The 24,701-nt window shown below is 41.9% G+C and carries 27 protein-coding genes; 26 read left to right on the top strand and 1 reads right to left on the bottom strand.

Going from position 1 to position 24,701, the window contains the following annotated elements; translation table 11 throughout:
- The first annotated feature begins 8 nt into the window (after positions 1–8).
- From HNQ41_RS01255 to rnc, 10 genes are all read left to right on the top strand, one after another.
- A complete protein-coding gene (locus HNQ41_RS01255; RefSeq protein WP_184662593.1) occupies positions 9–869 on the top strand; it encodes a DegV family protein in 861 nt (286 codons plus the stop codon).
- 165 nt (positions 870–1,034) lie between these two features.
- Positions 1,035–1,697, top strand: coding sequence for an L-serine ammonia-lyase, iron-sulfur-dependent subunit beta (gene sdaAB / locus HNQ41_RS01250; RefSeq protein ID WP_184662592.1), 663 nt, complete (start codon positions 1,035–1,037; stop codon positions 1,695–1,697).
- A 27-nt stretch (positions 1,698–1,724) separates the two neighbouring features.
- A complete protein-coding gene (gene sdaAA / locus HNQ41_RS01245) occupies positions 1,725–2,612 on the top strand; it encodes an L-serine ammonia-lyase, iron-sulfur-dependent, subunit alpha (protein WP_184662591.1) in 888 nt (295 codons plus the stop codon).
- Positions 2,609–4,654 carry an ATP-dependent DNA helicase RecG gene (gene recG / locus HNQ41_RS01240; RefSeq protein ID WP_184662590.1) on the top strand — a complete coding sequence of 682 codons (2,046 nt, stop codon included), beginning with the start codon at positions 2,609–2,611 and terminating at the stop codon, positions 4,652–4,654. Before sdaAA ends, recG begins: the two co-directional genes overlap by 4 nt.
- A gap of 88 nt (positions 4,655–4,742) precedes the next feature.
- Entirely contained in the window at positions 4,743–5,300 is a 558-nt protein-coding gene (gene fapR, locus HNQ41_RS01235) for a transcription factor FapR (RefSeq protein ID WP_184662589.1), read from the top strand.
- A 15-nt stretch (positions 5,301–5,315) separates the two neighbouring features.
- On the top strand, positions 5,316–6,314 hold the full coding sequence (gene plsX / locus HNQ41_RS01230; RefSeq protein WP_184662588.1) for a phosphate acyltransferase PlsX: 999 nt from the start codon (positions 5,316–5,318) through the stop codon (positions 6,312–6,314).
- 3 nt (positions 6,315–6,317) lie between these two features.
- Entirely contained in the window at positions 6,318–7,256 is a 939-nt protein-coding gene (gene fabD / locus HNQ41_RS01225; protein WP_184662587.1) for an ACP S-malonyltransferase, read from the top strand.
- Between the two features lie 6 nt (positions 7,257–7,262).
- The gene (gene fabG / locus HNQ41_RS01220; protein WP_184662586.1) at positions 7,263–8,003 is read left to right on the top strand and encodes a 3-oxoacyl-[acyl-carrier-protein] reductase; all 741 of its coding nucleotides are present in this window, start codon (positions 7,263–7,265) and stop codon (positions 8,001–8,003) included.
- A gap of 100 nt (positions 8,004–8,103) precedes the next feature.
- A complete protein-coding gene (gene acpP, locus HNQ41_RS01215; RefSeq protein WP_184662585.1) occupies positions 8,104–8,337 on the top strand; it encodes an acyl carrier protein in 234 nt (77 codons plus the stop codon).
- A gap of 119 nt (positions 8,338–8,456) precedes the next feature.
- Complete coding sequence (gene rnc / locus HNQ41_RS01210) at positions 8,457–9,242, top strand: ribonuclease III (RefSeq protein WP_281393716.1); 786 nt, start codon at positions 8,457–8,459, stop codon at positions 9,240–9,242.
- Positions 9,243–9,931: 689 nt separating this feature from the next.
- On the opposite strand, the gene HNQ41_RS01205 is transcribed toward rnc, so the two are convergent.
- On the bottom strand, positions 9,932–10,153 hold the full coding sequence (locus HNQ41_RS01205) for a DUF1128 domain-containing protein (protein ID WP_184662584.1): 222 nt from the start codon (positions 10,151–10,153) through the stop codon (positions 9,932–9,934).
- 238 nt (positions 10,154–10,391) lie between these two features.
- Between HNQ41_RS01205 and smc the strand changes: the two genes are divergently transcribed.
- The 16 genes from smc (at position 10,392) to HNQ41_RS01125 (ending at position 24,571) form a co-directional block, all read left to right on the top strand.
- On the top strand, positions 10,392–13,985 hold the full coding sequence (smc, locus tag HNQ41_RS01200; protein ID WP_184662583.1) for a chromosome segregation protein SMC: 3,594 nt from the start codon (positions 10,392–10,394) through the stop codon (positions 13,983–13,985).
- Entirely contained in the window at positions 13,982–14,989 is a 1,008-nt protein-coding gene (ftsY, locus tag HNQ41_RS01195; RefSeq protein ID WP_184662582.1) for a signal recognition particle-docking protein FtsY, read from the top strand. Before smc ends, ftsY begins: the two co-directional genes overlap by 4 nt.
- A gap of 95 nt (positions 14,990–15,084) precedes the next feature.
- Positions 15,085–15,414, top strand: a complete 330-nt coding sequence (locus tag HNQ41_RS01190) for a putative DNA-binding protein (RefSeq protein ID WP_184662581.1) — start codon at positions 15,085–15,087, stop codon at positions 15,412–15,414.
- 11 nt (positions 15,415–15,425) lie between these two features.
- Positions 15,426–16,772 (top strand): signal recognition particle protein, encoded by a 1,347-nt coding sequence (gene ffh, locus HNQ41_RS01185; protein ID WP_184662580.1) that lies wholly within the window; start codon positions 15,426–15,428, stop codon positions 16,770–16,772.
- Positions 16,773–16,905: 133 nt separating this feature from the next.
- Complete coding sequence (rpsP, locus tag HNQ41_RS01180; protein WP_184662579.1) at positions 16,906–17,178, top strand: 30S ribosomal protein S16; 273 nt, start codon at positions 16,906–16,908, stop codon at positions 17,176–17,178.
- A gap of 37 nt (positions 17,179–17,215) precedes the next feature.
- A complete protein-coding gene (locus HNQ41_RS01175; protein WP_184662578.1) occupies positions 17,216–17,443 on the top strand; it encodes a KH domain-containing protein in 228 nt (75 codons plus the stop codon).
- Positions 17,444–17,562: 119 nt separating this feature from the next.
- The gene (locus tag HNQ41_RS01170) at positions 17,563–17,982 is read left to right on the top strand and encodes a YlqD family protein (protein ID WP_184662577.1); all 420 of its coding nucleotides are present in this window, start codon (positions 17,563–17,565) and stop codon (positions 17,980–17,982) included.
- On the top strand, positions 17,975–18,484 hold the full coding sequence (gene rimM, locus HNQ41_RS01165) for a ribosome maturation factor RimM (protein WP_184662576.1): 510 nt from the start codon (positions 17,975–17,977) through the stop codon (positions 18,482–18,484). The genes HNQ41_RS01170 and rimM overlap by 8 nt, the downstream gene beginning before the upstream one ends.
- Positions 18,484–19,218 (top strand): tRNA (guanosine(37)-N1)-methyltransferase TrmD, encoded by a 735-nt coding sequence (gene trmD, locus HNQ41_RS01160; protein WP_184662770.1) that lies wholly within the window; start codon positions 18,484–18,486, stop codon positions 19,216–19,218. Before rimM ends, trmD begins: the two co-directional genes overlap by 1 nt.
- 151 nt (positions 19,219–19,369) lie before the next feature.
- A complete protein-coding gene (gene rplS, locus HNQ41_RS01155) occupies positions 19,370–19,711 on the top strand; it encodes a 50S ribosomal protein L19 (RefSeq protein ID WP_184662575.1) in 342 nt (113 codons plus the stop codon).
- Positions 19,712–19,951: 240 nt separating this feature from the next.
- Positions 19,952–20,497 (top strand): signal peptidase I, encoded by a 546-nt coding sequence (gene lepB, locus HNQ41_RS01150; RefSeq protein ID WP_184662574.1) that lies wholly within the window; start codon positions 19,952–19,954, stop codon positions 20,495–20,497.
- 8 nt (positions 20,498–20,505) lie between these two features.
- Complete coding sequence (gene ylqF, locus HNQ41_RS01145; protein WP_184662573.1) at positions 20,506–21,354, top strand: ribosome biogenesis GTPase YlqF; 849 nt, start codon at positions 20,506–20,508, stop codon at positions 21,352–21,354.
- Positions 21,355–21,459: 105 nt separating this feature from the next.
- Complete coding sequence (locus HNQ41_RS01140) at positions 21,460–22,233, top strand: ribonuclease HII (protein WP_184662572.1); 774 nt, start codon at positions 21,460–21,462, stop codon at positions 22,231–22,233.
- Between the two features lie 12 nt (positions 22,234–22,245).
- A complete protein-coding gene (locus HNQ41_RS01135) occupies positions 22,246–24,024 on the top strand; it encodes a hypothetical protein (protein WP_184662571.1) in 1,779 nt (592 codons plus the stop codon).
- Positions 24,021–24,329 (top strand): EscU/YscU/HrcU family type III secretion system export apparatus switch protein, encoded by a 309-nt coding sequence (locus HNQ41_RS01130; RefSeq protein WP_184662570.1) that lies wholly within the window; start codon positions 24,021–24,023, stop codon positions 24,327–24,329. The genes HNQ41_RS01135 and HNQ41_RS01130 overlap by 4 nt, the downstream gene beginning before the upstream one ends.
- A gap of 62 nt (positions 24,330–24,391) precedes the next feature.
- The gene (locus tag HNQ41_RS01125) at positions 24,392–24,571 is read left to right on the top strand and encodes an alpha/beta-type small acid-soluble spore protein (RefSeq protein ID WP_184662569.1); all 180 of its coding nucleotides are present in this window, start codon (positions 24,392–24,394) and stop codon (positions 24,569–24,571) included.
- The last annotated feature ends 130 nt before the right edge of the window (positions 24,572–24,701 follow it).

Raw genomic sequence — 24,701 nt, 5'->3', positions numbered from 1 at the left:
GTGGTCGGATGGGTCATGTGCGCATCGTTACTGATTCCACCGCCGATATTCCTAAGGAAAAAGCAGATGAACTTGGGATCACTGTCGTTCCTTTAAAAGTCCACATCGATGGTGTAACTTATGAAGATGGGGTTGATTTATCTGCCTTGTCATTTTATGAAAAATTGCCAAGGACTGAATCAATCCCAACAACTTCACAACCAACACCGCATCAGTTTGAAATGATTTATCGAGAATTGGCTGAAAATGATCCGGATTCAGAAATTATATCTATCCATTTATCATCCCAACTGAGTGGTACGTATCAATCAGCCTATATAGCATCGCAAACGGTCGGTGAAGAGTTGTCGTTGACTGTTGTTGATTCAAAACGCGCTTCTTATGCGATTGGTGTAATTGTTGTAGAAGTGGCGAAACTGGCGAAAGAAGGAGCTAGTAAACAAGCGTGTCTCGATCGTATAAATGAGTTGTTAGAAGAAACAAAGGTCTACTTCATGGTCGATACACTAAAATATTTAGAAAAAAACGGACGGATAGGACGTGCCTCAGCGCTTGTTGGTTCGTTATTGAAAATTAAACCAATTCTGTCTTTAACGACAGAGGGTGAAGTTTATCCTCATGATAAAGTGCGTGGACAACAAAAAGCGTTGAAGCGTGTATTTGAACAGTTTGAAGAACATTTTGGAAATGACGCTGTTCATGTTGGTATTTCACATGCGAATGTTGAAGGATATGCACGGGAATTGATGGAAAAAATGAAGCAACAATTCAATGTCACAGACGAATGTATCACTGACATTGGACCTGTTATCGGCGCCCATGTAGGCCCTGGAACAGTGGCTATTTCTGTTGCTCGTACACGTTCTTAATTCCTGTTAGTGTTCTATCTTTTAGAGTCGCTTCCCATAAAGTGAGGCTTTCCTTGCTTACGTGGAGAAGTGGCTCTTTTTCTTTTATCTAGCGTGCTAGACAGCGGTTTGTTAAGATATTGATAGTAATGATTGCGGTTGTTGAGTCGGAGAAGGAGGAAGAGGATGAAGTTTCGAAGTGTTTTCGATATTATCGGTCCAGTTATGATTGGACCTTCAAGTTCTCATACAGCTGGTGCAGCGAGGATTGGCCGCGTTGCAAGGCACTTATTTCAAAAAGAACCAGAATGGGCGATGATTCATTATTATGGATCTTTTGCAAAAACGCACCAAGGACATGGCACAGATGTTGCGATCGTCGGAGGGTTACTCGGTTATGAAACTTATGATGACCGAATTCCGTCTGCATTGGCCGTTGCCGAAGAAAAGCAGGTTGAAATCAAGTTTATTGAGGAAGAAGCGCAAACAGATGACCCAAATACGGTGAAAATTCGTCTCGGCTACGGTGAAGATGAGATGGAACTTGTCGGGGTTTCTGTAGGCGGTGGGAAAGTCGAAATTAAAGAGTTGAATGGCTTTGCCCTTCGTTTAAGTGGGAACCACCCCGCTATACTTGTCGTTCATAATGACCGCTACGGTGCGATTGCATCTGTCTCAACAGCATTAGCGAACGAAGAGATCAATATCGGGCATATGGAAGTGTCTCGAAAAGAAAAAGGAGAACAGGCACTAATGGTTATTGAGGTCGATCAAAACGTCGGTGACGATGTGCTTGAGCAATTACAGCAGCTAGATACGGTAGAAAAGGTGACAAAAATTCATGATTAGCCAAGCATTGGAAGGTAGGGAAAGTCGATGTTTCGTAATGTTGCAGAACTTGTAGAAAAGGCAGAAAAGGAACAAAAGCTGATTTCCGATGTGATGATCAGTCAAGAAATGGCCTGGTCTGAATTATCATATAGCGAAATTTATGAACGGATGGAAAGTCAGTTAGATGTTATGGAACAAGCGGTTAAGCGTGGTATTGAGGAAAATGTGACCTCAGTTTCTGGTTTAACGGGTGGAGACGCGAAAAAACTACACTCTCATATACAGTCCGGCAGCTCTTTGTCGGGAGGACTTATGCTTGATGCGGTCAGTAAAGCAATGGCAACAAATGAAGTCAATGCAGCGATGGGCACGATTTGTGCGACACCAACTGCTGGCTCTGCTGGGGTCGTTCCAGGAACGTTATTTGCAGTTAAAGAACGCCTTGAGCCAACGCGTGAACAAATGGTGCGTTATTTGTTTACAAGTGGTGCTTTCGGATTTGTCGTAGCAAATAATTCTTCGATCTCTGGTGCTGCCGGAGGGTGTCAAGCAGAAGTGGGATCTGCTACAGGTATGGCAGCTGCCGCCATCGTTGAGATGGCTGGTGGTACACCGAAGCAATCGGCTGAAGCGATGGCGATGGCATTAAAAAATATGCTAGGTCTTGTTTGCGACCCTGTTGCTGGCCTTGTTGAAGTCCCGTGTGTTAAAAGGAATGCGATGGGCGCTTCAAATGCACTTGTGGCAGCTGATATGGCGCTAGCAGGCATCGAAAGCCGTATTCCTTGTGACGAAGTCATCGATGCGATGTATCGAATTGGTGAAACGATGCCAAGTGCACTAAAAGAAACAGCGGAAGGAGGGTTAGCGGCGACGCCAACGGGTCGAAAGTTGCAAGCTGAGGTGCTGAAAACGTCGTCGCCTTCGCCGTGAATGAAGAATTAAATATTCCTACTACAACGGTCAATGGAATTGGTAAACAAAAGGCGGAATCGTTAAAAGAATTAGGGATTGAGACGGTTTATGACTTACTTATGTATGTCCCTTTTCGTTATGAGGATTTTAGCGTTCGGCCTTTAGAAACAGTGCGACATGACGAGAAAGCGACGGTACAAGGGAAAATTTATGGTGAACCTGTCGTTCGCTACTTCGGGAAGAAGAAATCTCGCCTGTCCGTTCGTTTACTTGTTGGCCCCTTAATGGTGACAGTCGTTGCTTTTAACCAAGCGTATTTACGTGATCGCTTAACGCCAGGGCAGGATGTTGTTGTGACAGGGAAATGGGATCAACATCGGATGACGATAACGGCTCAATATATTAAATCTGATCGTGAAGTAAGTGATCAGTCTTATTTGCCTGTCTATCCGTTGAAAGGGAATTGGAAACAGCAAACACTTCGTCGTTATATTCGCTTAGCTTATGAGCAATTCAGTCATTTGCTTGATGATACGCTGCCAAACCAGCTAAGAGAAGCTTACCGTCTCATGTCTCTTTCTGAATCGCTACGTGCGCTTCATTTTCCAGAGGGGGAAGCGGACCTTAAGCAAGCAAGGCGTCGCATGGTTTATGATGAACTTCTTCGGTTTCAACTCAAGGTGCAAGCGTATCGTAAACAAAAACGAGAAGAGGAAGAAGGAAAAGTGTCTGCGGGCCCTCGCGAAGAGATGGATCGTTTTATCTCTTCGCTCCCATTTACATTAACGAATGCCCAAAACCGTGTATTAGATGAAGTGTATACGGATATGAAATCTCCTTATCGCATGAATCGTTTGTTGCAAGGAGATGTAGGATCTGGGAAGACGATTATTGCTGCTGCAGCTTTATATGCAACGGTAATGAAAGGGTATCAAGGAGCGCTAATGGTACCGACAGAAATTCTTGCTGAACAACATACGACCTCTTTAACAGAATTGTTTGAGCCATTAGGTATTCGAGTTGGTCACTTATCAGGTTCACAAACAAAGAAACAGAAGCGCGAACAATTAGAAAGAGTCGCCTCAGGGGAAATTAATGTCGTCGTTGGTACGCATGCTTTGATTCAGGAAGGTGTTCATTTCCACAACCTTGGTCTTGTCATTACTGATGAACAACACCGATTTGGTGTTGAACAGCGACGTATTTTACGAGAAAAAGGGGAAACGCCGGATGTCTTATTTATGACTGCAACGCCGATTCCTAGAACACTAGCGATTTCTGCGTTTGGCGATATGGATGTTTCCGTGATTGATGAATTACCTCCAGGACGTAAACCAATTGATACTCGTTGGGCGAAACCGAATATGTTAGATGACGTCCTTCGTTTCATACGACGAGAAGTTCAGAAGGGGCGCCAAGCGTATGTGATTTGCCCTTTGATCGAGGAATCTGATAAGTTAGATGTTCAAAATGCCATTGATGTTCATGCCCAACTTCAATTAGCTTTTCAGGATACGAATGTGGGTCTTATGCACGGTCGGTTAGGTGCTGAAGAGAAAGATGCCGTTATGGGAGAGTTTGTCGATCAAAAAGTACAAATTCTTGTCTCGACAACGGTTGTTGAAGTTGGTGTAAACGTACCTAACGCCACAGTCATGGTCATTTATGATGCAGAACGCTTCGGTTTGGCACAGCTCCACCAACTGCGCGGGCGTGTAGGGAGAGGTGCTGAACAATCTTACTGTGTTCTTCTAGCCGACCCTAAATCTGATGTCGGTAAAGAGAGAATGCAAATTATGACGGAGACAAATGATGGATTTGAACTTTCTGAACGCGACTTGGAATTGCGAGGGCCTGGAGACTTGCTCGGAAAAAAACAGAGTGGTCTTCCTGAGTTTTCCGTTGCGGATTTGACGAGAGACCAACGTACATTAGAAGTCGCTCGCCAAGATGCGATTAAATTAATTGCTTCAGAAGCTTTTTGGTCAAGGGAGGAATACGTACCACTTAGAGAGTGGCTTGAAGCTGAAGGCGTATTGGAACAAAAAGCATTAGATTGAAAATCTGTTATATTTCATTCTTGAAATCATTCAAACCTGAATATATACTACTATTAGTACCTAGTCACAAATACTTGGAAGTGATGTCGTGAAGCTATCTAAGAAAAAACGTCAACCTTTATTGAAGGAAAAGATAGAATCGAATCCATTTATGACCGATGACGCGTTAGCTGAACATTTCGGAGTAAGCGTACAGACGATACGACTCGATCGTTTGGAACTCAATATTCCTGAAGTGCGTGAAAGAATTAAAGATGTTGCACAGCAACAATCTGTTAAAGCTTTACCTTTAGAAGAAGTGATCGGTGAAGTGATTGACTTGCAACTTGATCAGTACGCGTTATCGATCTTTGATGTTCGTCGTGAACACGTGTTTTCACGTAACCGTATTGCAAGAGGACATCACCTTTTCGCGCAAGCGAACTCATTAGCAGTGGCTGTCATCGATGATGAACTCGCATTAACGACGAAGTCGAACGTATCTTTTAAACGGCAGGTTGTAGAGGGAGAGCGAGTTGTTGCCAAAGCGAACGTAACAGGAACGCAAGGTGATCGTACTGAAGTTCAAGTACATAGTTACGTTGATCAAGAGCTCGTTTTTCAAGGAACGTTTGAACTGTATCGAGCAGACTCAGAAGAAGCGTAAGAAAGGTGTGGGGTTATGAGAATTGCTGTGGATGTAATGGGAGGAGATCACGCCCCTGATGAAATTATCCAAGGATGCCAAGACGCCATTGAATCCTTTGATGATATTCAATTAACCTTAGTAGGTGATAAAGCGCGAATTCCTTCACAATTAACAAAGGATGAGCGCATCAGTGTCATTCATACAGAAGAAAAGATTGAAAGTGAGGACGAGCCTGTACGAGCTGTTCGTCGAAAGAAACAATCTTCAATGGTCTTAGCCGTTCAAGAAGTGAAAGAGAAAAGAGCAGATGCTGCGATTTCTGCAGGGAATACAGGGGCACTTATGACTGCAGGCCTCCTACATATCGGTCGCCTTAAAGGTATCGAACGACCTGCACTAGCACCGATGCTTCCGTCATTAGAAAGTCAAGGTTTCTTACTCCTAGATGTTGGGGCAAATATGGATGCTAAGCCTTCTCACCTTGTGCAATATGCTGTTATGGGGAGTAAGTACATGCAATATGTACGTGGCGTGCAATCTCCGAGCGTTGGCTTATTGAATGTTGGAACAGAAGCAGGAAAAGGTTCAGAATTAACGAAAGAAGTATATGATCAACTGCAAAGTGCGCCCGTTTCTTTCGTTGGTAACGTTGAAGCGAGAGATTTGTTAAGTGGTGCAGCTGATGTCGTCGTGTGTGACGGTTTCTCTGGAAATCTCGTACTGAAATCGATCGAAGGGACAGCACTTTCACTTTTTTCTCTTTTAAAACAGGAATTAACATCTTCAATGAAAAACAAATTAGCAGCAGGTGTATTGAAACCTTCCTTTAAAGCTGTTAAAGAACAAATGGATTATTCTGAATATGGAGGGGCCGGCTTGTTCGGTCTAAAAGCACCTGTTATTAAAGCGCACGGTTCTTCTGATGCACGAGCGGTTGTTAGCGCAATTAGGCAAGCTCGTACGATGGTCTTAGAACGTGTTGTTGAAACGATTGCTGAAGAAGTTTCAAAAATGAATGATGAAAAGGAGTAAATCATGGGAAAAATTGCATTTTTGTTTCCAGGTCAAGGATCTCAAAGTGTAGGAATGGGTCAGTCATTTTATGAGACAGAAGAAGGTAAATCGGTGTTTGATCGCGCTGATGAGGATTTAGGGACGTCTTTAACACAAACCATGTTTGAAGGGCCTGAAGAAGAGCTGGTTCAGACGGCAAATACACAACCGGCACTTTTAACTGTCAGTACAGCTGCACTTGAGCGCTTGAAATCTGCAGGCGTTACCCCAGATTATGTAGCAGGTCACAGTCTTGGGGAATACAGTGCGCTAGTTGCCGCGGGTTCATTATCATTTGATGACGCTGTGTTAGCAGTGAGAAAGCGCGGAGAATGGATGGAAGAAGCTGTGCCTAACGGCCAAGGGGCAATGGCTGCCATTTTAGGGATGGAACAGTCAGCACTTCAAGACGTCGTTAACCGTGTTAATGATGAAGGTGGTGCTGTCGACTTAGCAAATATCAATTGCCCAGGACAAATTGTGATCTCTGGTGAAGCTGAAGCTGTGAAAAAAGCAGCAGACTTGGCAAAGGAAACAGGGGCGAAACGAGCGACATTGCTACCAGTGAGTGGCCCTTTCCACTCTAGGCTTATGAAGCCAGCTGCTGAGCATTTGGAAGGTCATTTGGCAAGCATATCGCTTGTGGATGCATCGGTGCCAGTTGTCACAAATGTGACCGCGCAATTTGAAACGACAGGAGATTCACTAAAAGACTTGCTTGTACAACAATTATACTCTCCTGTTCGTTGGCAAGAATCCATTCAAACCCTCGTCGATGAAGGGGTCGATACGTTTGTTGAAGTCGGCGCTGGGAAAGTCTTGAGTGGACTTGTGAAGAAAATTCATCGTCGTGCAAAGGTTTTGCCTGTGTATGATGAAAAGAGTTTACAAGATGCAGTAAAGCGACTAAATGAGGAGTGATTGATCATGTTAAAAGGGCAAACGGCACTCGTAACAGGAGCATCCCGCGGGATCGGCCGTGCGATTGCGATTGCATTAGCAAATCAAGGTGCAAATATTGCGGTAAATTATGCTGGCAACGAAGAAAAAGCCAATGCAGTTGTCGATGAATTAAAAGAACTTGGTGTCAATGCGATGGCCATTCGTGCGAATGTTGCTGATGAAGAAGATGTACAATCAATGGTGAAAGAAACGGTTTCCCATTTTGGCTCACTCGATATTCTCATCAACAATGCAGGGATTACAAAAGATGGTTTACTTATGCGCATGAAATCAGAAGACTTTGATACTGTTGTCGATACGAATTTAAAAGGTGCTTTCCATTGTGCAAAAGCGGTATCAAGACAAATGATGAAGCAACGTTCAGGAAGAATTATCAACATTTCATCCGTCGTTGGTGTCTTAGGTAATCCTGGACAAGCGAACTATGTAGCAAGTAAGGCTGGTGTACTCGGTTTGACGAAGTCACTTGCACGCGAACTTGCGAATCGTAACATCCTTGTCAATGCTGTCGCTCCAGGGTTCATTGATACGGATATGACTGAATCGTTAGACGAGGAAACACGTGAACAATTGCTTGCGCAAATTCCTTTAAATCAATTAGGAAAACCTGAAAATGTTGCAGATGTTGTCACATTTTTATGTGGAAGTGGAGCAAATTATATGACAGGGCAAACATTACACGTAGATGGTGGCATGGTGATGTAAACTTTTATGTTTACTCATGATAAAAATAGTAAATATCAAAAATAAGGATCTAGTTTTTTGTTGATGTTTATCCTATAATTACTGAGAGGAGGTGAATGAAATGGCTACAACTTTAGACCGCATTGCAAAAATCGTTACAGATCGTCTTGGTGTAGACGAAGCAGATATTAAACCAGAAGCGACTTTCAAAGAGGATTTAGGAGCAGACTCCTTAGACGTTGTTGAACTCGTTATGGAATTGGAAGATGAATTCGACATGGAAATTTCTGATGAAGATGCTGAAAAAATCGCCACTGTTGGTGACGTCATTCAATACATAGAAAGTCAACAATAGTGTTAGGAGTTTGAAAGGCTGACTCTCTTACTCCCTCTTTTCGTCCGAACGTTGGGCTACGGTGGGAAAGAGAGTCAGCCTAACTAGAATATAAAGGCTAATGATTACGAGAAGGATTGATGGGGGTACTCATGCAACAGTCGTCTAGAAAAGTCCGTAGAAGACCGTCGAAACGATCAACAAAAAAGATGCAAGTAACGAATGCGCAAAAGTCCAAATACAAACAGTTTTTACGTTCGGTAGGCATTGAGTGTGAACGTGTTGAATTGTTCATTCAAGCTTTTACCCATTCATCCTATGTGAATGAGCATCACATCCGCACATTTGACGACAATGAAAGGCTAGAATTTTTAGGAGATGCTGTCTTAGAATTAGCGATATCTCAATACCTATTTAAGACGTTTGATAAAATGAGTGAAGGAGAAATGACGAAGCTTCGAGCAGCAATCGTTTGTGAACCGTCGTTAGCTACGATTGCCAACGATTTATCCTTTGGTGAATACGTCTTCTTAGGTAAAGGTGAAGAGATGACAGGGGGACGTGATCGTTCTGCATTGTTAGCAGATGTTTTTGAATCCTTTGTCGGTGCTCTTTATTTAGATTTAGGTATGGAAGCTGTTTATACATTTTTAGAGAAGACCGTTTATCCAAAAATTCAAGAAGGTGCTTTTTCTCATAGGATGGATTATAAAAGCCAACTACAAGAGTTTATTCAACAAGACCGTCACGGTACACTTGAATACCATATTGTGCAAGAAAAAGGTCCAGCACACTGTCGAGAGTTTGTCTCTGAAGTTTGGCTAGATGAAGAAAAGCTAGGAGAGGGTGTTGGACGTTCGAAAAAAGAGGCAGAGCAGCAAGCTGCACAACGAGCCTTATCGAAAGTCTCACACAATAAGGAATAGTATAGAAACAAAAAAAGGGTCCGACTCCTCTAGACGTTACGCCATGGAGGTGTCAGCCCTTTTTTTCTGTGATTAGATGAATGGGATTGTAAAACCCCAGGGTTACTCGAGAGTTTGTATTTGCTGGAGGCGGAAAATTTGATAAGTGGACACTGGTTCCGTTAATGTCTGAAAATAAGCTTTTTTATCGGTTTGACGGACATAGAATCCGTTATTTATGAAGAAACATCGATAAAGAAACTGAAATGAGGATAATAACGGAACATATGTCCGCCATACTCCAAAAAGATGTGTTTTTGAGGTAAATAACGGAATCAGTGTCCATTGAATGCTCGTGTGCGAGGCGCTTCAGCTTTTCTTATTGTCTAGCTACAGGCGCTATCGGCTCGAGGTCACTTCAGGCCTTTTCAGAAGGCAAAAAGCGCCTTTACTTCCCCGCTAGTCCAAAGAGCGTTACACCGGCGGTTAAGCTTCGATTTGCCTCGACGGATACGCTACAAAGCAATGCTAGAAGAGGAAGAGGCAGTGCTTGTCGCCGATATTCAAGCGCCTTTCGCTTTTTTTGTTGTCTAGCTTCAGCGCCTACGAGCTCGAGGTTGCTTCAGGCCTTTTCAGAAGGCAAAAAGCGCCTTCTTGCAAAGTCCTTCCAGCACTTGTCGCTCGTGATCGAGGCGCTTCAGCTTTTCTTGTTACTTGCGCCATTTGCCGAATTCGGCTACGATTGCGTCCATTTCGCTTACGCTGATGCGTTCAGATTTCATCACCATGTCGTACATTTCCTTGACATCATCATATTTATCAAGACTAATCACATCCGGGTCTAATGCTTGGGCATTGACGACTTGAAGTTTTTTTCGAATAGCTTCAACCATGTGAGTTAAGTTTTCTTCATTTTTTTGTTGTAGATCCATTTGTTAACACCCTTTCCTTTCACAACTGCGTGATTTTTTGTAGTATAACATGACTGCGACACAAAAAATACACATGTCCGAAAACGAAATCGTTTTTCATTGTAATCTTATGCAATTTTTCCTTCAATTCGCTTTTATAAAGAACAACCTTCATTCTATGTCACGTTTGTGATAAGATATAACAGTTAAAAAACGCCGTTCTTGCGGTGGATTCATTGAAAAGTTGAGGTGTACGTCATTGTTCCTCAAACAATTAGACTTAGTAGGTTTTAAATCTTTTGCCGACAGACGAACGATTGATTTCGTTCCTGGTTTAACGGCAGTTGTTGGGCCCAATGGAAGCGGGAAAAGTAATATATCTGACGCTGTTCGTTGGGTTTTAGGAGAACAATCAGCAAAGAACTTACGCGGTTCAAAAATGGAAGATGTCATTTTTTCAGGAAGTGACACTCGGAAACCGCTAAATGTAGCAGAAATAACGTTAACGTTAGATAATAGCGATCATTACTTAGCGATAGATTATAGTGAAGTAAGTGTCACCCGACGCGTTTATCGCTCTGGAGATAGTGAATATTTAATCAATAACCACCCTTGTCGCTTAAAAGACGTGATCGACTTATTTATGGATTCGGGTCTAGGAAAAGAAGCGTATTCCGTTATTGGACAAGGGAAAGTAGAGGAAATATTAAGTAGCAAAGCAGATGAGCGCCGGGCAATATTTGAAGAAGCAGCTGGTGTATTAAAATATAAAACACGTAAAACGAAAGCAGAAAAAAAGCTTACTGAGACAGAGGAAAACCTCTATCGCGTGGAAGATATTTTACATGAGTTAGAAACGCAAGTGAAACCTCTTGAAGAACAAGCATCCGTTGCCAAAGAGTACCTTGCGAAGACAGAAGAATTAAAACAAGTTGAAGTTGGTTTACTTGTCAAAGAAATCGAGCAACTTCATGAGCAGTGGGTTGCGGAAAAAGAAAATCGTAAACAGTTAGCAGATACATATCAATCTTGGCATACGAAAGTTCAAGAGAGTGAAGCAAAACTTGAGGGAATGCGTACTGATATTCAAACATTAGACGATTCTATCGAGGAATTGCAAAGTGTACTTCTAACAACGAGTGAAGGTTTAGAAAAGGCTGAAGGAAAACGAGCTCTAATTAAAGAAAGAAAAAAGCACGCTGAAGAAAATCGCGATCAGTATGAACAAGACATCGCCAAGTTACACCAAGAAAAAACACGCCTTGAGCAAGATATTGAAACACAATCAGAAGTAACGAATCAGCGTGAAAATCAACTCAAGGAGTTGATAAGAAAACTAAACGCTGAAAATCAGCAACTAGAAGAGATGGATAAGCAGGCAAGTGTCGATATCGAAACACGAAAGGCGGAGTATATCGACCTTCTCAATGAACAAGCATCGATTCGAAATGAAATTCGCTACTTAAGTGACCAAAAGGAAAAACAGCGTGTTAAATATGAGCGCCTTGAAAAAGACCATAAGGACATTTTAGAAAAGCGCCAACATGTCCAAAATGAAATAGATGAGCAACAGAAACAAATTGCTTCAGTTCAAGAAAAAATCGATGAATATTATCGTGAATATAAAGAAATTGAAGCCAATTTGAAGCGCCACGAACGCACCTATGAAGACGAAGAAAAGAAACTTTATGATCAACACCAACGTGCACAACAATTGCGTTCACGTAAAGACGTGTTAGAAGAAATGCAACAAGATTATAGTGGATTCTTTCAAGGTGTTAAGGAAATGTTGAAACAACGAGACGGTCAATTTTCGGGGATTCATGGCGCTGTTGCGGAACTGATTCATGTCGAGCAACGTTATGAACAGGCGCTTGAAATGGCTTTAGGTGCTGCCCAACAACATGTCGTCGTACAAGATGAAAAAACGGGTCGAGATTCTATTCAGTATCTAAAACAGCGGCGTCTTGGTCGGGCAACATTTTTACCTTTGGATGTGATGAAACCGCGGAAAATCTCATCATATGAAGAAGACATACTTACAAACGATGAGTCGTTTGTCGGTGTTGCGAAATCACTCGTTCAATATGACGACGTGTACGAACCAGTCGTTGCGAACTTAATTGGTAACGTCATTGTAGCGACAGATGTAAAAGGGGCACAACGTTTAGCGAAACAAATCCGGTATCGTTATCGAATTGTGACCTTAGAAGGAGACGTCATTAACCCAGGTGGTTCAATGACTGGCGGTAGTGTTAAACGGCAAAATAGCCAATTACTCGGTCGGCAGAGGGAAATGGAACAACTTGATCATGATTTAAAGGAGATCGACTCCTCCATCGATAAACACCAAAAACAGATCGCAGAAATCAAAGAGAAGCGCACCCTCTTAGAAGAAGAGCTCGAGCGTTATCGAGCGCTTGGAGAAGAGACACGTGTACAGGAACAAGAAGCGAAAAGTCGTTTACAAACGCTAGAGATGGAAGCGAGCAATTATAATGATCGTTTATCTTTATTTGATCAAGAGAAGCAAGAGTTTGAAAAAGATGATGAAGAAAAACGAACACGTATTGCAGAGTTAGAAGAAAAACTGACCGATGTGAGTGAAAAAGCTGAATCAATCGATGCAGAGATTCAACGCCATTCAGAACAGCAAGCAATCAAGCAGTCATCGAAAGAAGAACTTCGTCAATCAGTGACAGACTTAAAAATTCAACAAGCTAAAGAACAAGAACAGCTTCAACACCAGCAGGAGATGTTGGCGAGGTTAAAGGAAGAAAAAACGGAAATTGAAGCGTCACTGGAAGAAAAACAAGAAACTTTACGTGCTTTAGATGATAAAGGGGACGAAGAAGAGACGTTCGATTCGTTAAATGAAAATGTTGAAGTTAAGCGTCAAGAAAAGGAAAAGACGACGACGCTCATTTCCCACCGCCGTCAAGAGCGTCTTGAACGGCAGCAAGCGCACGATGACTTGGAGCGTGAATTAAAAGAAGCACGCCGGACATTGAAACAATATGACGAACAAACCAACCAATTGGATGTAAAAATCAACCGACTGGACGTAGAGTTGGATCATCGCTTGCAGAAATTAGAAGGAGATTATGAACTAACGTTCGAAGCAGCGAGAGAGCAATTTTCCTTGACGTTAGATCTCGAGGACGCTCGGGAGCAAGTGAAGTTGATTAAATGGGGTATTGATGAGCTTGGTACGGTTAATTTGGGCGCCATTGAAGAGTACGAACGTGTGTATGAACGTTATGAGTTTTTACTCAACCAGAAGCAAGATTTACTAGAAGCAAAAGATACACTTCATCGTGTCATCTCAGAAATGGATGAAGAAATGACGAAACGCTTTCAGAGAACGTTCGAGCAAATTAAAGAACAGTTTCAACAAGTGTTTGTTGAACTCTTCGGAGGTGGACAAGCAGACTTACTGTTAACCGACCCTGAAGACTTATTGAATACAGGTGTCGATATTATTGCCCAGCCGCCAGGGAAGAAATTGCAGCACCTTGCCCTTTTATCTGGCGGTGAGCGGGCGCTAACAGCAATTGCATTACTGTTTTCAATACTGAAGGTTCGACCAGTTCCGTTTTGTATTTTAGATGAGGTGGAAGCGGCGTTAGATGAGGCGAATGTTGTTCGTTTTGCGCAATATTTAAATACGTTTAGTGAAAATACCCAATTTATCGTTGTGACACACCGAAAAGGGACAATGGAAGCAGCAGATGTACTTTACGGTATAACGATGCAAGAATCAGGCGTATCCAAGCTTGTATCTGTTCGTTTAGAAGAAGCAGGTGAGCTGATAGAATCGAATGAACAAAAACGATTGGAGGAAACGCGATGAGTTTTTTTAAAAAATTAAAAGAAAAGATTACAGGTCAAACTGATTCTGTTACTGAAAAATTTAAAAATGGCCTTTCAAAAACGAGAGAGTCCTTCGTTTCAAAAATGAATGACCTCGTGAGTCGTTATCGTACAGTGGATGAGGAGTTTTTCGAAGAACTCGAAGACTTACTTATCTCTGCTGATGTGGGCGTGAATACGGTCATGGAACTGATTGATGATTTACGTGGCGAAGCGAAAAGGCAAAACATTAAAGACGCAAAAGATATTCAGCCTTTAATCTCTGAAAAGCTAGCTGAACGTTTACAAAAAGATGACAGTGAAAATGCTCTTAATGTGAAAGAAGATGAAATGACAGTGATTTTGTTTGTTGGTGTCAATGGTGTTGGGAAGACGACGACAATTGGGAAGGTAGCCCACCGCTTTAAAGAAGAGGGGAAATCTGTACTTCTAGCCGCAGGCGATACGTTTCGTGCAGGTGCGATTGAACAATTGAGTGTATGGGGCGAACGCGTCGGTGTTGATACAATCAAGCAACAAGAAGGTTCTGATCCAGCTGCGGTTATGTATGATGCCATTCAAGCCGCAAAATCACGTCAAGTGGATGTTTTGTTATGTGATACCGCAGGCCGTCTGCAAAACAAAGTGAACTTAATGAAGGAGCTAGAAAAGGTCAAGCGCGTCATCAGCCGCGAAATCCCTGATGCACCACACGAAGTACTGCTCGTACTTGATGCGACGACTGGACAAAATGCACTTTCGCAAGCGAAGACGTTTTCTGAGGCAACAGATGTTTCAGGAATTGCGTTGACAAAGCTTGATGGTACCGCAAAAGGTGGGATTGTCCTTGCGATTCGCCAGGAATTGGATATCCCAGTTAAGCTCGTTGGTTTAGGTGAAGGGATGGATGACTTGCAGACCTTTGATGCGGAACAGTATGTTCATGGTCTTTTTGCTGACTTGGTAAACGGTGAAGAAGATGATGAGGAAGAAACGTCTACGTAAATATTACTAGGGATTTTAGTACCCACTTGACAGTGAAGGTTGATTCATGTATATTTTCATGTGTAAAGGTTTTTCACTTAACAAGGATGATGTCAATGATCGACAAGACCGTGAGAATCAACCTTCTGTATGACTTTTATCAATCGCTACTCACCGAAAAACAAGATCAATACATGACGATGTATTATCAAGATGATTGGTCGTTAGGTGAAATTGCGGATCATTTCCAAGTCAGTCGCCAGGCTGTTTACGATAATATCCGCAGAACGGAAGCGCAACTCGAGGATTATGAGTCGAAGCTTCGATTGCTTGAAAAGCACGAAGCTCGTAAGCAAGGATTCAATGAATTGAAACGCCTTGCAGAGGATCCTAGTTCCGTTTCGGAGATCAACCAGGTGATTGAGTCTCTTGAGAATCTAGAATAGGAGGCAACATCATGGCGTTTGAAGGATTAGCTGAACGACTCCAAGGGACGCTCGATAAAATCCGCGGTAAAGGGAAAGTCACTGAAGCAGATGTCAAAGAGATGATGCGAGAAGTGCGCCTCGCCCTATTAGAAGCGGACGTAAACTTTAAAGTTGTTAAACAGTTTGTCAATCGGGTGAAAGAGCGAGCTGTAGGACAAGAAGTAATGAAAAGTCTCACACCCGGACAACAAGTCATCAAAGTCGTTAATGATGAGCTTAAAGAGCTCATGGGTGGCGAACAAAGTAAAATCAACGTCGCCGATAAACCACCAACAGTGGTCATGATGGTTGGTTTACAAGGTGCCGGTAAGACGACGACGACGGCAAAACTTGCGAACCATCTTCGCAAGGATCATAACCGTAAACCACTCCTAGTAGGGGCCGATGTTTATCGTCCAGCGGCCATCGACCAATTAGAAACATTGGGTAAGCAACTCGATATGCCAGTGTTCTCTTTAGGTACCGAGGCGAATCCAGTCGACATTGCCAAACAAGCGATGGAAGAAGCGAAAGCGAATCACAATGATTACGTCATTATTGATACAGCGGGACGTTTACATGTTGATGAAGAGTTGATGGAAGAACTAGAAAACATTAAAGCTGTCACTGAGCCAGAAGAAGTGCTCCTTGTTGTCGATGCGATGACAGGTCAAGATGCTGTTAATGTTGCGGACAGTTTTAATAATCAACTCGATCTTTCCGGTGTCGTGATGACGAAATTAGATGGTGATACGCGCGGTGGTGCAGCGATTTCGATTAAAGCAGTCACCGATACACCGATTAAATTCGCCGGTATGGGTGAAAAGATTGATGCATTAGAGCCTTTCCACCCGGATCGTATGGCTTCTCGAATACTCGGGATGGGCGATGTATTATCGTTGATCGAAAAAGCCCAGACTGATGTTGATGAGGAAAAGGCAAAAGAATTAGAGCGTAAGATGCGCTCGAATGATATGACCTTTGACGACTTTTTAGAACAACTCTCGCAAGTAAAGAAAATGGGACCTCTTGATGAAATATTAGGTATGATGCCTGGTGCTAATAAGATGAAAGGTCTCAAAAATGCGAAAGTTGATGATAAACAATTGGCTCACATCGAAGCGATTATTCGTTCGATGACGAAAGAAGAAAGAGATAACCCTTCCGTCTTAAATGGAAGTCGTAAAAAACGAATTGCACGCGGTAGTGGAACAAGTGTGCCGGAAGTGAACCGTCTCTTGAAACAATTCAATGAGATGAAGAAAATGATGAAACAAATGTCAAGTATGCAAAAAGGCAAGAAAAAAGGCGGCGGCTTAAACTTACCGTTTATGTAGTACCAAAAGTGAAAGGCGTCCGCCTATTAGATAAAAAAACTTGTTAAGTTTTTTTCCTTTACTAGTTTTCAACTAGGTAGGTTTATGATAATATATCAAATTGTGTTTATATTTTTTGGAGGTGCAAGTAATTATGGCAGTAAAAATTCGCTTAAAACGTATGGGGGCAAAAAAATCTCCATTTTATCGTGTTGTAGTAGCAAACTCTAGTGCTCCGCGTGACGGACGCTTCATCGAAGAAATTGGAACATACAACCCATTGCAAGAAGCAGGGAATTTCAATGTTGATGAAGAAAAAGCACTACGCTGGATGCTAGATGGTGCACAACCATCTGACACAGTTCGTAACTTGTTCTCAAGCGTTGGTTTAATGGAAAAGCTCCATAACGCGAAAAACGAGAAGTAATTCGTTTCTGTATCAATAACCCGTAAAGGTGAGATCAATGAAAGAATTAGTTGAGTCGATTGCGAAAGCTCTTGTCGATTATCCTGAAGATGTTCAAGTTCGTGAAGAAGAAACGAACGGTTCGATTACTGTTACGTTGTCTGTTCACACAGATGACATGGGGAAAGTGATCGGTAAACAAGGGCGCATCGCCAAGTCGATTCGCTCTGTCGTCTACGCGGCAGGCGCGAATCAACAAAAACGTGTTTATTTGGAGATAGGCTAAAGGGGGAGGGTAACCTCCCTCTTTTGTCATATTTTACTTTCTATACACAAGTACAACGTTCAATGACGAAAGCTTTGTTGTTGGATGAAAGCTTGATGACTCCCTGGAGGTGTGTGACCATGGAAATTATAAAAAAAGTTGTCGTTAAACAAATTCTTACTGAAGACAGTCGAAACAAGATGAAAGAACAGTTACTAAGTAGGCAGTATCGTCTCAACAATGAAATTCAACAATTGGAGTTTGTACAACAACGGCAAATGCGTGACACGAAAGCCGATAGCTCGAAACAAGCGAACATCCAAGAAGGCTTTAAACGCGAAATGACTCGTCGCAAAGAGCGTCTACGACAAATCGAGGTTCAATTGAGTCAATTAGATGACCTAGAACTTGGATCAGAAGTAAAAGAAGGAACGTTACAAACGATTGAAAATATTGAAGAAGGTGACGACTGGCAGGGTGTAATGGGTGGTACTGAAATCGTGATTAAAGATGGTGTCGTCCATGAAATTCGTAAAGGAGGCATTTTGGACGATGAATAATACGCTCGATGTGGGTAAAATTGTAAATACCCACGGTGTTCGAGGTGAAGTACGTGTCATCGCAAATACAGACTTCCCTGAAAAGCGCTTTGCACCAGGTACGCAATTACTGACATCCGATGGAAAAACAGAGCTAACTGTTGCGAGTCATAGACGTCATAAGCAGTTCGATTTACTTACATTTGAAGGCTATGAAGATTTAGATTCCGTCGAGTCGTTGAAAAACGAAACGTTATTCGTTCGTAAAGAAGAACTTCATGACCTTGATGAAGGCGAATTTTACTATTTTGAAGTGATTGGTTCACAAGTCGTGACTGTTGACGGTGACGTTGTAGGAGAGGTCACGAGTATTATGTCACCAGGTGCCAATGATGTATGGGTCGTTAAAAAGCAAGGGAGTCAAGATGAACTGTTAATCCCTTATATTGACGATGTTGTCAAAGGCGTTGACATTGATGCAAAAAAGGTCGTCATAGAAATGATAGAAGGGCTGGATGAATGATGAAAATGACCGTTCTTAGTTTGTTTCCAGAAATGTTTGAAGGGGTTTTTCAAACATCGATTTTAAAACAGGCGCAAGAACGAGGTGCTGTTTCTTTGGAAACAGTCAATTTTCGCGATTACTCGAAAGATAAGCACAACCGTGTTGATGATTACCCATACGGTGGCGGTGGCGGAATGGTATTAAAACCACAACCAGTCTTTGATGCCGTTGAAGATATATGCTCTTCTGATACAAAAAAACCCCACGTCATTTTGCTTTGTCCTCAAGGTGAACGATACTCACAAAAGAAGGCAGAGGAGTTGGCAGAAGAGGATCATCTCGTTTTGATATGCGGGCACTATGAAGGTTATGATGAAAGAATTCGAACCGAACTTGTTGATGAAGAGATTTCAATCGGTGACTTTGTGCTCACAGGTGGGGAGATCGGTGCGATGACCATCGTCGATAGTGTCACCCGTCTTCAACCAGGTGCTTTAGGTAACGAGCATTCTGCTGTCAGTGACTCATTTAGTACAGGTTTGTTAGAGTACCCACATTATACTCGCCCGGCCAACTTTCGTCATCTACCTGTTCCTGATGTGTTGTTATCAGGGCATCATGAACGAATTGAAACATGGCGTCATAAAGAAGCGCTAAGACGTACATATGAGCGTCGTCCAGATTTACTAGAAGAAAGAAAGTTGACAGATCAAGAAAAGGCTTGGTTGAGAGAATTCTCTAATGAAACATAATTACTTCTTGTTTTAAAGGACAAATTGTGATATTATACCTTTTGTGGCTGTTAGACAGCTACATAACAAGGTGTTCCGCTGCTGCAACGCAATTGTTCAATTATTGAATAAGTATAGCGCAAGAGCATCTGGAGGAAGGAGGCGAACAGACATGGAACAAATCATTCGTGAAGTAACTCAAGACCAGTTAAAAACGGATCTTCCTGAATTCCGTGCAGGTGATACTGTACGCGTACACGTGAAAGTTGTTGAAGGCTCTCGTGAGCGTATCCAGGTATTCCAAGGTGTTGTAATCAAGCGCCGCGGTTCAGGAATCAGCGAAACGTTTACTGTTCGTAAAATTTCCTACGGTGTAGGAATTGAGCGTACATTCCCACTTCATTCACCTCGTATCGATAAGATCGAAGTGAGTCGTCGCGGTAAAGTACGTCGTGCGAAACTTTACTACTTGCGTAACCTACGCGGTAAAGCTGCGCGTATTAAAGAACGCTAAAGAACGAAAGGAGCTAGGTGTATACCGATGCTCCTTTTTTTCGTTTTAGAATCTCTTGTTCTGTTCATATCATACTTATTTTAATTATTTGAGTGTTTAAGGGGCGAATGATTATAGGCCGTTCTGTAAAGATAAAATGATTGTGTATTGGCGTGAGGTCATTTTTTCGGTAAAATAGAAAAGGTAACGATTTTATAGAGACAGCGATGATATATTCCGATATGGAGGATTTGATAATTGATGAGTAAATCAGAATCATTGGAGTGGATAAAAGCCATTGCGGTTGCCTTGTTATTAGCAGTTGTGATTAGAATGTTTTTCTTTGCCCCGATCGTTGTGGATGGGCAATCAATGATGCCAACTTTAGACCATAATGACCGTATGGTTGTAAACAAAATTGGCTACAGCCTTTCAGAGCCTGATCGGTTTGATATCGTTGTTTTTCATGCGCCATCTGATAAGGATTATATTAAGCGTGTCATCGGTTTACCAGGAGATACGGTGGCTTATGAGGGTGACGTGTTGTATGTGAATGATGAAGCACAGGACGAGCCATACTTAGAAGAGTATAAACAACAAGCGAGTAAACGTCCATTTACGGGGGATTTTCACCTTGAGGATGTAACAGGAGAAACAGAAGTTCCAGAAGGTCATGTATTTGTATTAGGTGATAATCGTCAACATAGTAAAGATAGCCGTCATATAGGAACGATTCCCTATGATGAAGTGGTAGGAAAAGCGAACTTCGTATTTTGGCCATTTTCTGATATACGAAATGTAGAGTAGGTGATGTTGTGTCAATCCAATGGTATCCAGGTCATATGGCAAAAGCTTTACGGCAAGTATCCGAGCAGTTAAAGCGTATCGATGTCGTCATTGAACTGCTTGATGCTCGTATCCCGTATTCATCGAGAAATCCAAAAATCGATGACCTTGTAGAAAACAAACCACGTCTTATCTTATTAAATAAGGCGGATATGGCTGATAAAGAAGTGACGAAGCGTTGGCGTGAATATTACGAAGCGCAAGGAGCGAAAACGTTAGAAATAAACGCGCAAGATGGTTCTGGTGTTCAGCATATTCCTGATCAAGTAAATGAGCTTGCTTCTGATATGATTGAAAAAATGAAGAAAAAAGGAATGAACCCGCGTCCAGTTCGAGCGATGATTTTAGGGATTCCCAATGTTGGGAAATCGACATTGATCAATCGTTTAGCTAAACGTAAATCAACGAAAATTGGTGATAAGCCAGGGGTTACGAAAAGTCAGCAATGGATTAAAGTAGCAAAAAAAATTGAACTTTTAGATACACCAGGGATTTTGTGGCCGAAGTTTGAAGAACAAGATGTAGGATTTCGTCTTGCTTTAACAGGTGCGATCAAAGAGGAGATATTTGACGTTCAAGATGCGGTCGTATTCTTATTACGTTATCTAAGGTCATCTTATCCGGAACAATTACAAGAACGTTACCAAGTATCTATCGATTCAGATGATATTGTTGAATGGTTTGATGAAATCGGAAAGCGTCGCGGTTGTCTAGTATCAGGGGGAAATATCGACTATGAACGAACCGCTGAAGTCATATTTCGAGATTTCAGATCAGGAAGACTCGGCCGAATGACATTAGAAGAACCTCCAAGCTAAAGAAAGACACGCTCATTGGGGCGTGTTTTTTTCTGTATATAAGGGTTATTAAACAATCTTTGTAGATAACCGATATAAAAAGTAAATGTAAAGGGAGCAAAAAGTATGAAAAAAGAAACGATCTCAGAAATCGAAGCACAATTACACGAAATTGAAGATGAAAATGATCCAAGAATAATAACCTGGACTGAAGATAGCCGAAAAGGTGTTCAGTCTTTATTAAAGCGCTGGAAAAAACGGCAGGACAAAAAGAGACATCAAGAGGAAAAGCACATTGAAATGCTAATGTACGAGCAACGTTTACGTAAGGAAGGATATCATTACATTGCTGGCATTGACGAAGTAGGCCGTGGGCCGTTAGCTGGGCCGGTCGTCTCTTGTGCTGTCATATTACCAGAGAATGCAAATTTACTAGGTTTGACTGATTCAAAACAACTTTCTATCGAAGAGCGAAACCGTTTATACGAACAAATTTATGAACAAGCATTGGCGGTATCTGTCAGCTGGGTGACAGCAGAGGAAATCGATGAAATGAACATTTATCAAGCATCTAAATATGCGATGGAACAAGCGGTAGCATCACTTGACCCTAAACCAGAGTATTTACTTACCGATGCGATGACGCTAAGCACAAACTTGCCGCAACAATCACTTATTAAGGGGGATGCTTTGTCACTCTCAATTGCGGCAGCTTCTGTTGTTGCTAAAGTCGAACGTGACCAGTATATGAGTGAGTTAGCTTCAATATACCCAGCATATGGTTTTGAAAGGCACATGGGTTATCCGACAGAAATGCATGTCAATGCCCTCAAAACATATGGGGTAATAAAAGAACATCGACGTTCGTTCGCACCTGTAAAGGACATTGTTTCGCAATAAGGAGGTTTATTTATGAATGTGATCGGTCAACAACTGTCAGGCGTTCAGTTAGGCCAAACAAAATCATCTGTGCAACTTCGACCAGGGCAAATGTTTCAAGGGCAAATTCATAAACTTTACCCAGGAAACTTAGCGCGACTTTCAATTGGTGATGTTGCATTAACCGCTCGGTTAGAAGCTTCACTAGAACAAGGGATGCGTTATTGGTTTCGAGTGCAAGGGAGTAGCGATAGCTTACCTAGGTTAAAAGTATTGGAAAATGTTAACGCATTAACGGAGCGCGGGTCTGCAGAAGACCGCTCTCATCAAGATTCTTTATTACGACAAATCGGTTTACAGGATACGAAAGCGAATCGAATGCTTATTCAGCAGTTTACACAAACAAACCTTCCTTTCTCTAAGCAAAATATACAAGATGCAGGTCAAATATTGCAGCAAACGAACATGGTTAATCAATCAGGTGTAGAGTTGATGCAAACGATGCTTGAGCGCCGTTTGCCAATAACAGAAACAACGTTTCAAAGTTTGCAAGCTTGGCACGCTACAGAACCTTTAGGTGAAACGATGTTAAAGCTGCAACAAACGCTTTCTCAAGAAGGGAATAAATATGCTATATTGCAGCAACTAAATGGGCAATTGTTACAAATGCTATCGCAGGCACAAATGGGGAGAAACGAACATCCACTCATGAACATTTTACAAATGGTCGGAAATGAATCAATGAATGATCGCAGCGTCGCTACAGGAGCAGAACAAATCCTTCGCCAACTCGGTCTCTTCCCACAAGACCAACCGATTACACAAGTGTATGAGCAGTTCAAATCCGCTGTCTTAAATGAACAAAATCGTCAGATTGTCAATCAATTATGGCCACATTTAGCATCGAATCAAGGCGTCCCACTTGCTAACATGGAAGCGAGCACTGTATTTACAACGTTGATGAGTACAATTCGACCTGAAGCTTTAGCAGATCGGCAAATGTTCAATCAATTTGTTCAGCTTCTAGGAGGTTCAGCGACTCAAGAACAAGCATTACAGCAGTTTCAGCAAATGATTCAGTCACCGACAAGCCTTACTAGTGAGATGCGTGGGGCGATTGAAGAATGGCAGCAGACAACGCGAGCAAACATTGGCTCACCAACTCATTCGAATCCCAATTTTCCATTCCAATCGCTCTTACAACAGTTAGGGATGTCGTTTGAGTATGACTTGCAAAACCAAGCTCAACAAGGGAGAGTTTCACAAAGTTTTGATGCTACACAGCAACTTAAACCTTTATTGATGCAAACTTTACAGTTACCACTTTCAAGTCAAATGCTCGAGCAAGCAGAGTTCTTGTTACAACGTTTAACAGGGCAACAATTGCTAGCCTCTGAACAAAATGGACCACTCCAGCAAATTATTAGCCAGTGGCCTGTGAAATATTCGGATTCATATCAAGACATTACTGTTCAATGGGAATCAAAGAGAACCCCTGATGGAAAAATTGATAGTAATCATTGTCGAATTTTATTTTATCTTTATTTAGAGAAATTAGATGAAACGGTGATTGATGTACAAATCCAAAATCGTATTGTTGCTTTACAAATCTTTAATGAAGAAGATAAACCGACAGACTTAATTGAAGCGTTAAAACCCCATTTACAACAACAGCTTGCGTCTTTAGATTACCGCCTATCAACGGTGAAATGGGTTCAACCTAAAGAGAAAAGCCAAGTGGCACAGCCATCGAACCACCACGAAATGCGGATCGATGAAAGGTCTTATCAAGGATTGGATGTGCGTGTATGAGTAATCATTACAAAAGCATACAAAAGTCACAACAACGTGCTGTGGCCCTTAATTATGATGGTGAAAAGGACGAGGCGCCAAAGGTGAAAGCAAAAGGGCGCGGCTATGTGGCAGACCAATTGGTGGATATTGCCGAAAAAAACAATATCCCTATTCAGGAAGATTCATCGCTCGTTGAATTGTTAGCTCAATTAGAAGTGAACGAACAAATTCCTACAGAGCTATATGAAGTTGTCGCTGAATTATTTGCTTTTATTTATCGCATTGATCGACAAATGGACACGAAATCTAACGCCAACGAGTAAACATCACATAAATCCTCTCCTTTAGGAAATGATAAACGTACCATGTTAAAGGGAGGGATAGTATGAGCTCGAGAAACCGTCTGCTCGTCGATCAACTTGATCAATATATGAATACGTACCGCGAAGAAATCGCTCATGAATTTGGTATCTTCCACTCGGCACAAGAAACGGACCGTTTAGCCGATCAAACATCTAAAAAAATGGCCGAGAAAATGAAAGATGAAAAGGATGAAAACTGTTAATAATAGAACCCTATTGTAAATCATAATGTTAAAAGTAGCTGACATTGAGGTAGAATCCCCTTTGTCAGCTTTTTCATTCGACAAAATGTGCTTTAAAATTGGTGGTGCTCTTTCTTTTTTGAAATCTTTG

The sequence above is a fragment of the Texcoconibacillus texcoconensis genome (genome assembly GCF_014202575.1).
GTDB lineage: Bacteria > Bacillota > Bacilli > Bacillales > Salisediminibacteriaceae > Texcoconibacillus > Texcoconibacillus texcoconensis.
The sequence above is the reverse complement of the archived record's forward strand: the minus strand, read 5'-3'. Positions and strand labels throughout refer to the sequence as shown.

Coding starts and splice junctions, on each gene's coding strand:
- trmD (WP_184662770.1), top strand. CDS start 18,484: ATGAAAATGACCGTTCTTAGTTTGTTTCCAGAAATGTTTGAAGGGGTT.
- HNQ41_RS01135 (WP_184662571.1), top strand. CDS start 22,246: ATGAATGTGATCGGTCAACAACTGTCAGGCGTTCAGTTAGGCCAAACA.
- HNQ41_RS01205 (WP_184662584.1), bottom strand. CDS start 10,153: ATGGATCTACAACAAAAAAATGAAGAAAACTTAACTCACATGGTTGAA.
- sdaAB (WP_184662592.1), top strand. CDS start 1,035: ATGAAGTTTCGAAGTGTTTTCGATATTATCGGTCCAGTTATGATTGGA.
- HNQ41_RS01125 (WP_184662569.1), top strand. CDS start 24,392: ATGAGCTCGAGAAACCGTCTGCTCGTCGATCAACTTGATCAATATATG.
- rimM (WP_184662576.1), top strand. CDS start 17,975: ATGAATAATACGCTCGATGTGGGTAAAATTGTAAATACCCACGGTGTT.
- rpsP (WP_184662579.1), top strand. CDS start 16,906: ATGGCAGTAAAAATTCGCTTAAAACGTATGGGGGCAAAAAAATCTCCA.
- HNQ41_RS01130 (WP_184662570.1), top strand. CDS start 24,021: ATGAGTAATCATTACAAAAGCATACAAAAGTCACAACAACGTGCTGTG.
- fabD (WP_184662587.1), top strand. CDS start 6,318: ATGGGAAAAATTGCATTTTTGTTTCCAGGTCAAGGATCTCAAAGTGTA.
- fabG (WP_184662586.1), top strand. CDS start 7,263: ATGTTAAAAGGGCAAACGGCACTCGTAACAGGAGCATCCCGCGGGATC.
- HNQ41_RS01175 (WP_184662578.1), top strand. CDS start 17,216: ATGAAAGAATTAGTTGAGTCGATTGCGAAAGCTCTTGTCGATTATCCT.
- HNQ41_RS01170 (WP_184662577.1), top strand. CDS start 17,563: ATGGAAATTATAAAAAAAGTTGTCGTTAAACAAATTCTTACTGAAGAC.
- acpP (WP_184662585.1), top strand. CDS start 8,104: ATGGCTACAACTTTAGACCGCATTGCAAAAATCGTTACAGATCGTCTT.
- HNQ41_RS01190 (WP_184662581.1), top strand. CDS start 15,085: ATGATCGACAAGACCGTGAGAATCAACCTTCTGTATGACTTTTATCAA.
- HNQ41_RS01140 (WP_184662572.1), top strand. CDS start 21,460: ATGAAAAAAGAAACGATCTCAGAAATCGAAGCACAATTACACGAAATT.
- lepB (WP_184662574.1), top strand. CDS start 19,952: ATGAGTAAATCAGAATCATTGGAGTGGATAAAAGCCATTGCGGTTGCC.
- plsX (WP_184662588.1), top strand. CDS start 5,316: ATGAGAATTGCTGTGGATGTAATGGGAGGAGATCACGCCCCTGATGAA.
- ftsY (WP_184662582.1), top strand. CDS start 13,982: ATGAGTTTTTTTAAAAAATTAAAAGAAAAGATTACAGGTCAAACTGAT.
- sdaAA (WP_184662591.1), top strand. CDS start 1,725: ATGTTTCGTAATGTTGCAGAACTTGTAGAAAAGGCAGAAAAGGAACAA.
- HNQ41_RS01255 (WP_184662593.1), top strand. CDS start 9: ATGGGTCATGTGCGCATCGTTACTGATTCCACCGCCGATATTCCTAAG.
- rnc (WP_281393716.1), top strand. CDS start 8,457: ATGGGGGTACTCATGCAACAGTCGTCTAGAAAAGTCCGTAGAAGACCG.
- ffh (WP_184662580.1), top strand. CDS start 15,426: ATGGCGTTTGAAGGATTAGCTGAACGACTCCAAGGGACGCTCGATAAA.
- rplS (WP_184662575.1), top strand. CDS start 19,370: ATGGAACAAATCATTCGTGAAGTAACTCAAGACCAGTTAAAAACGGAT.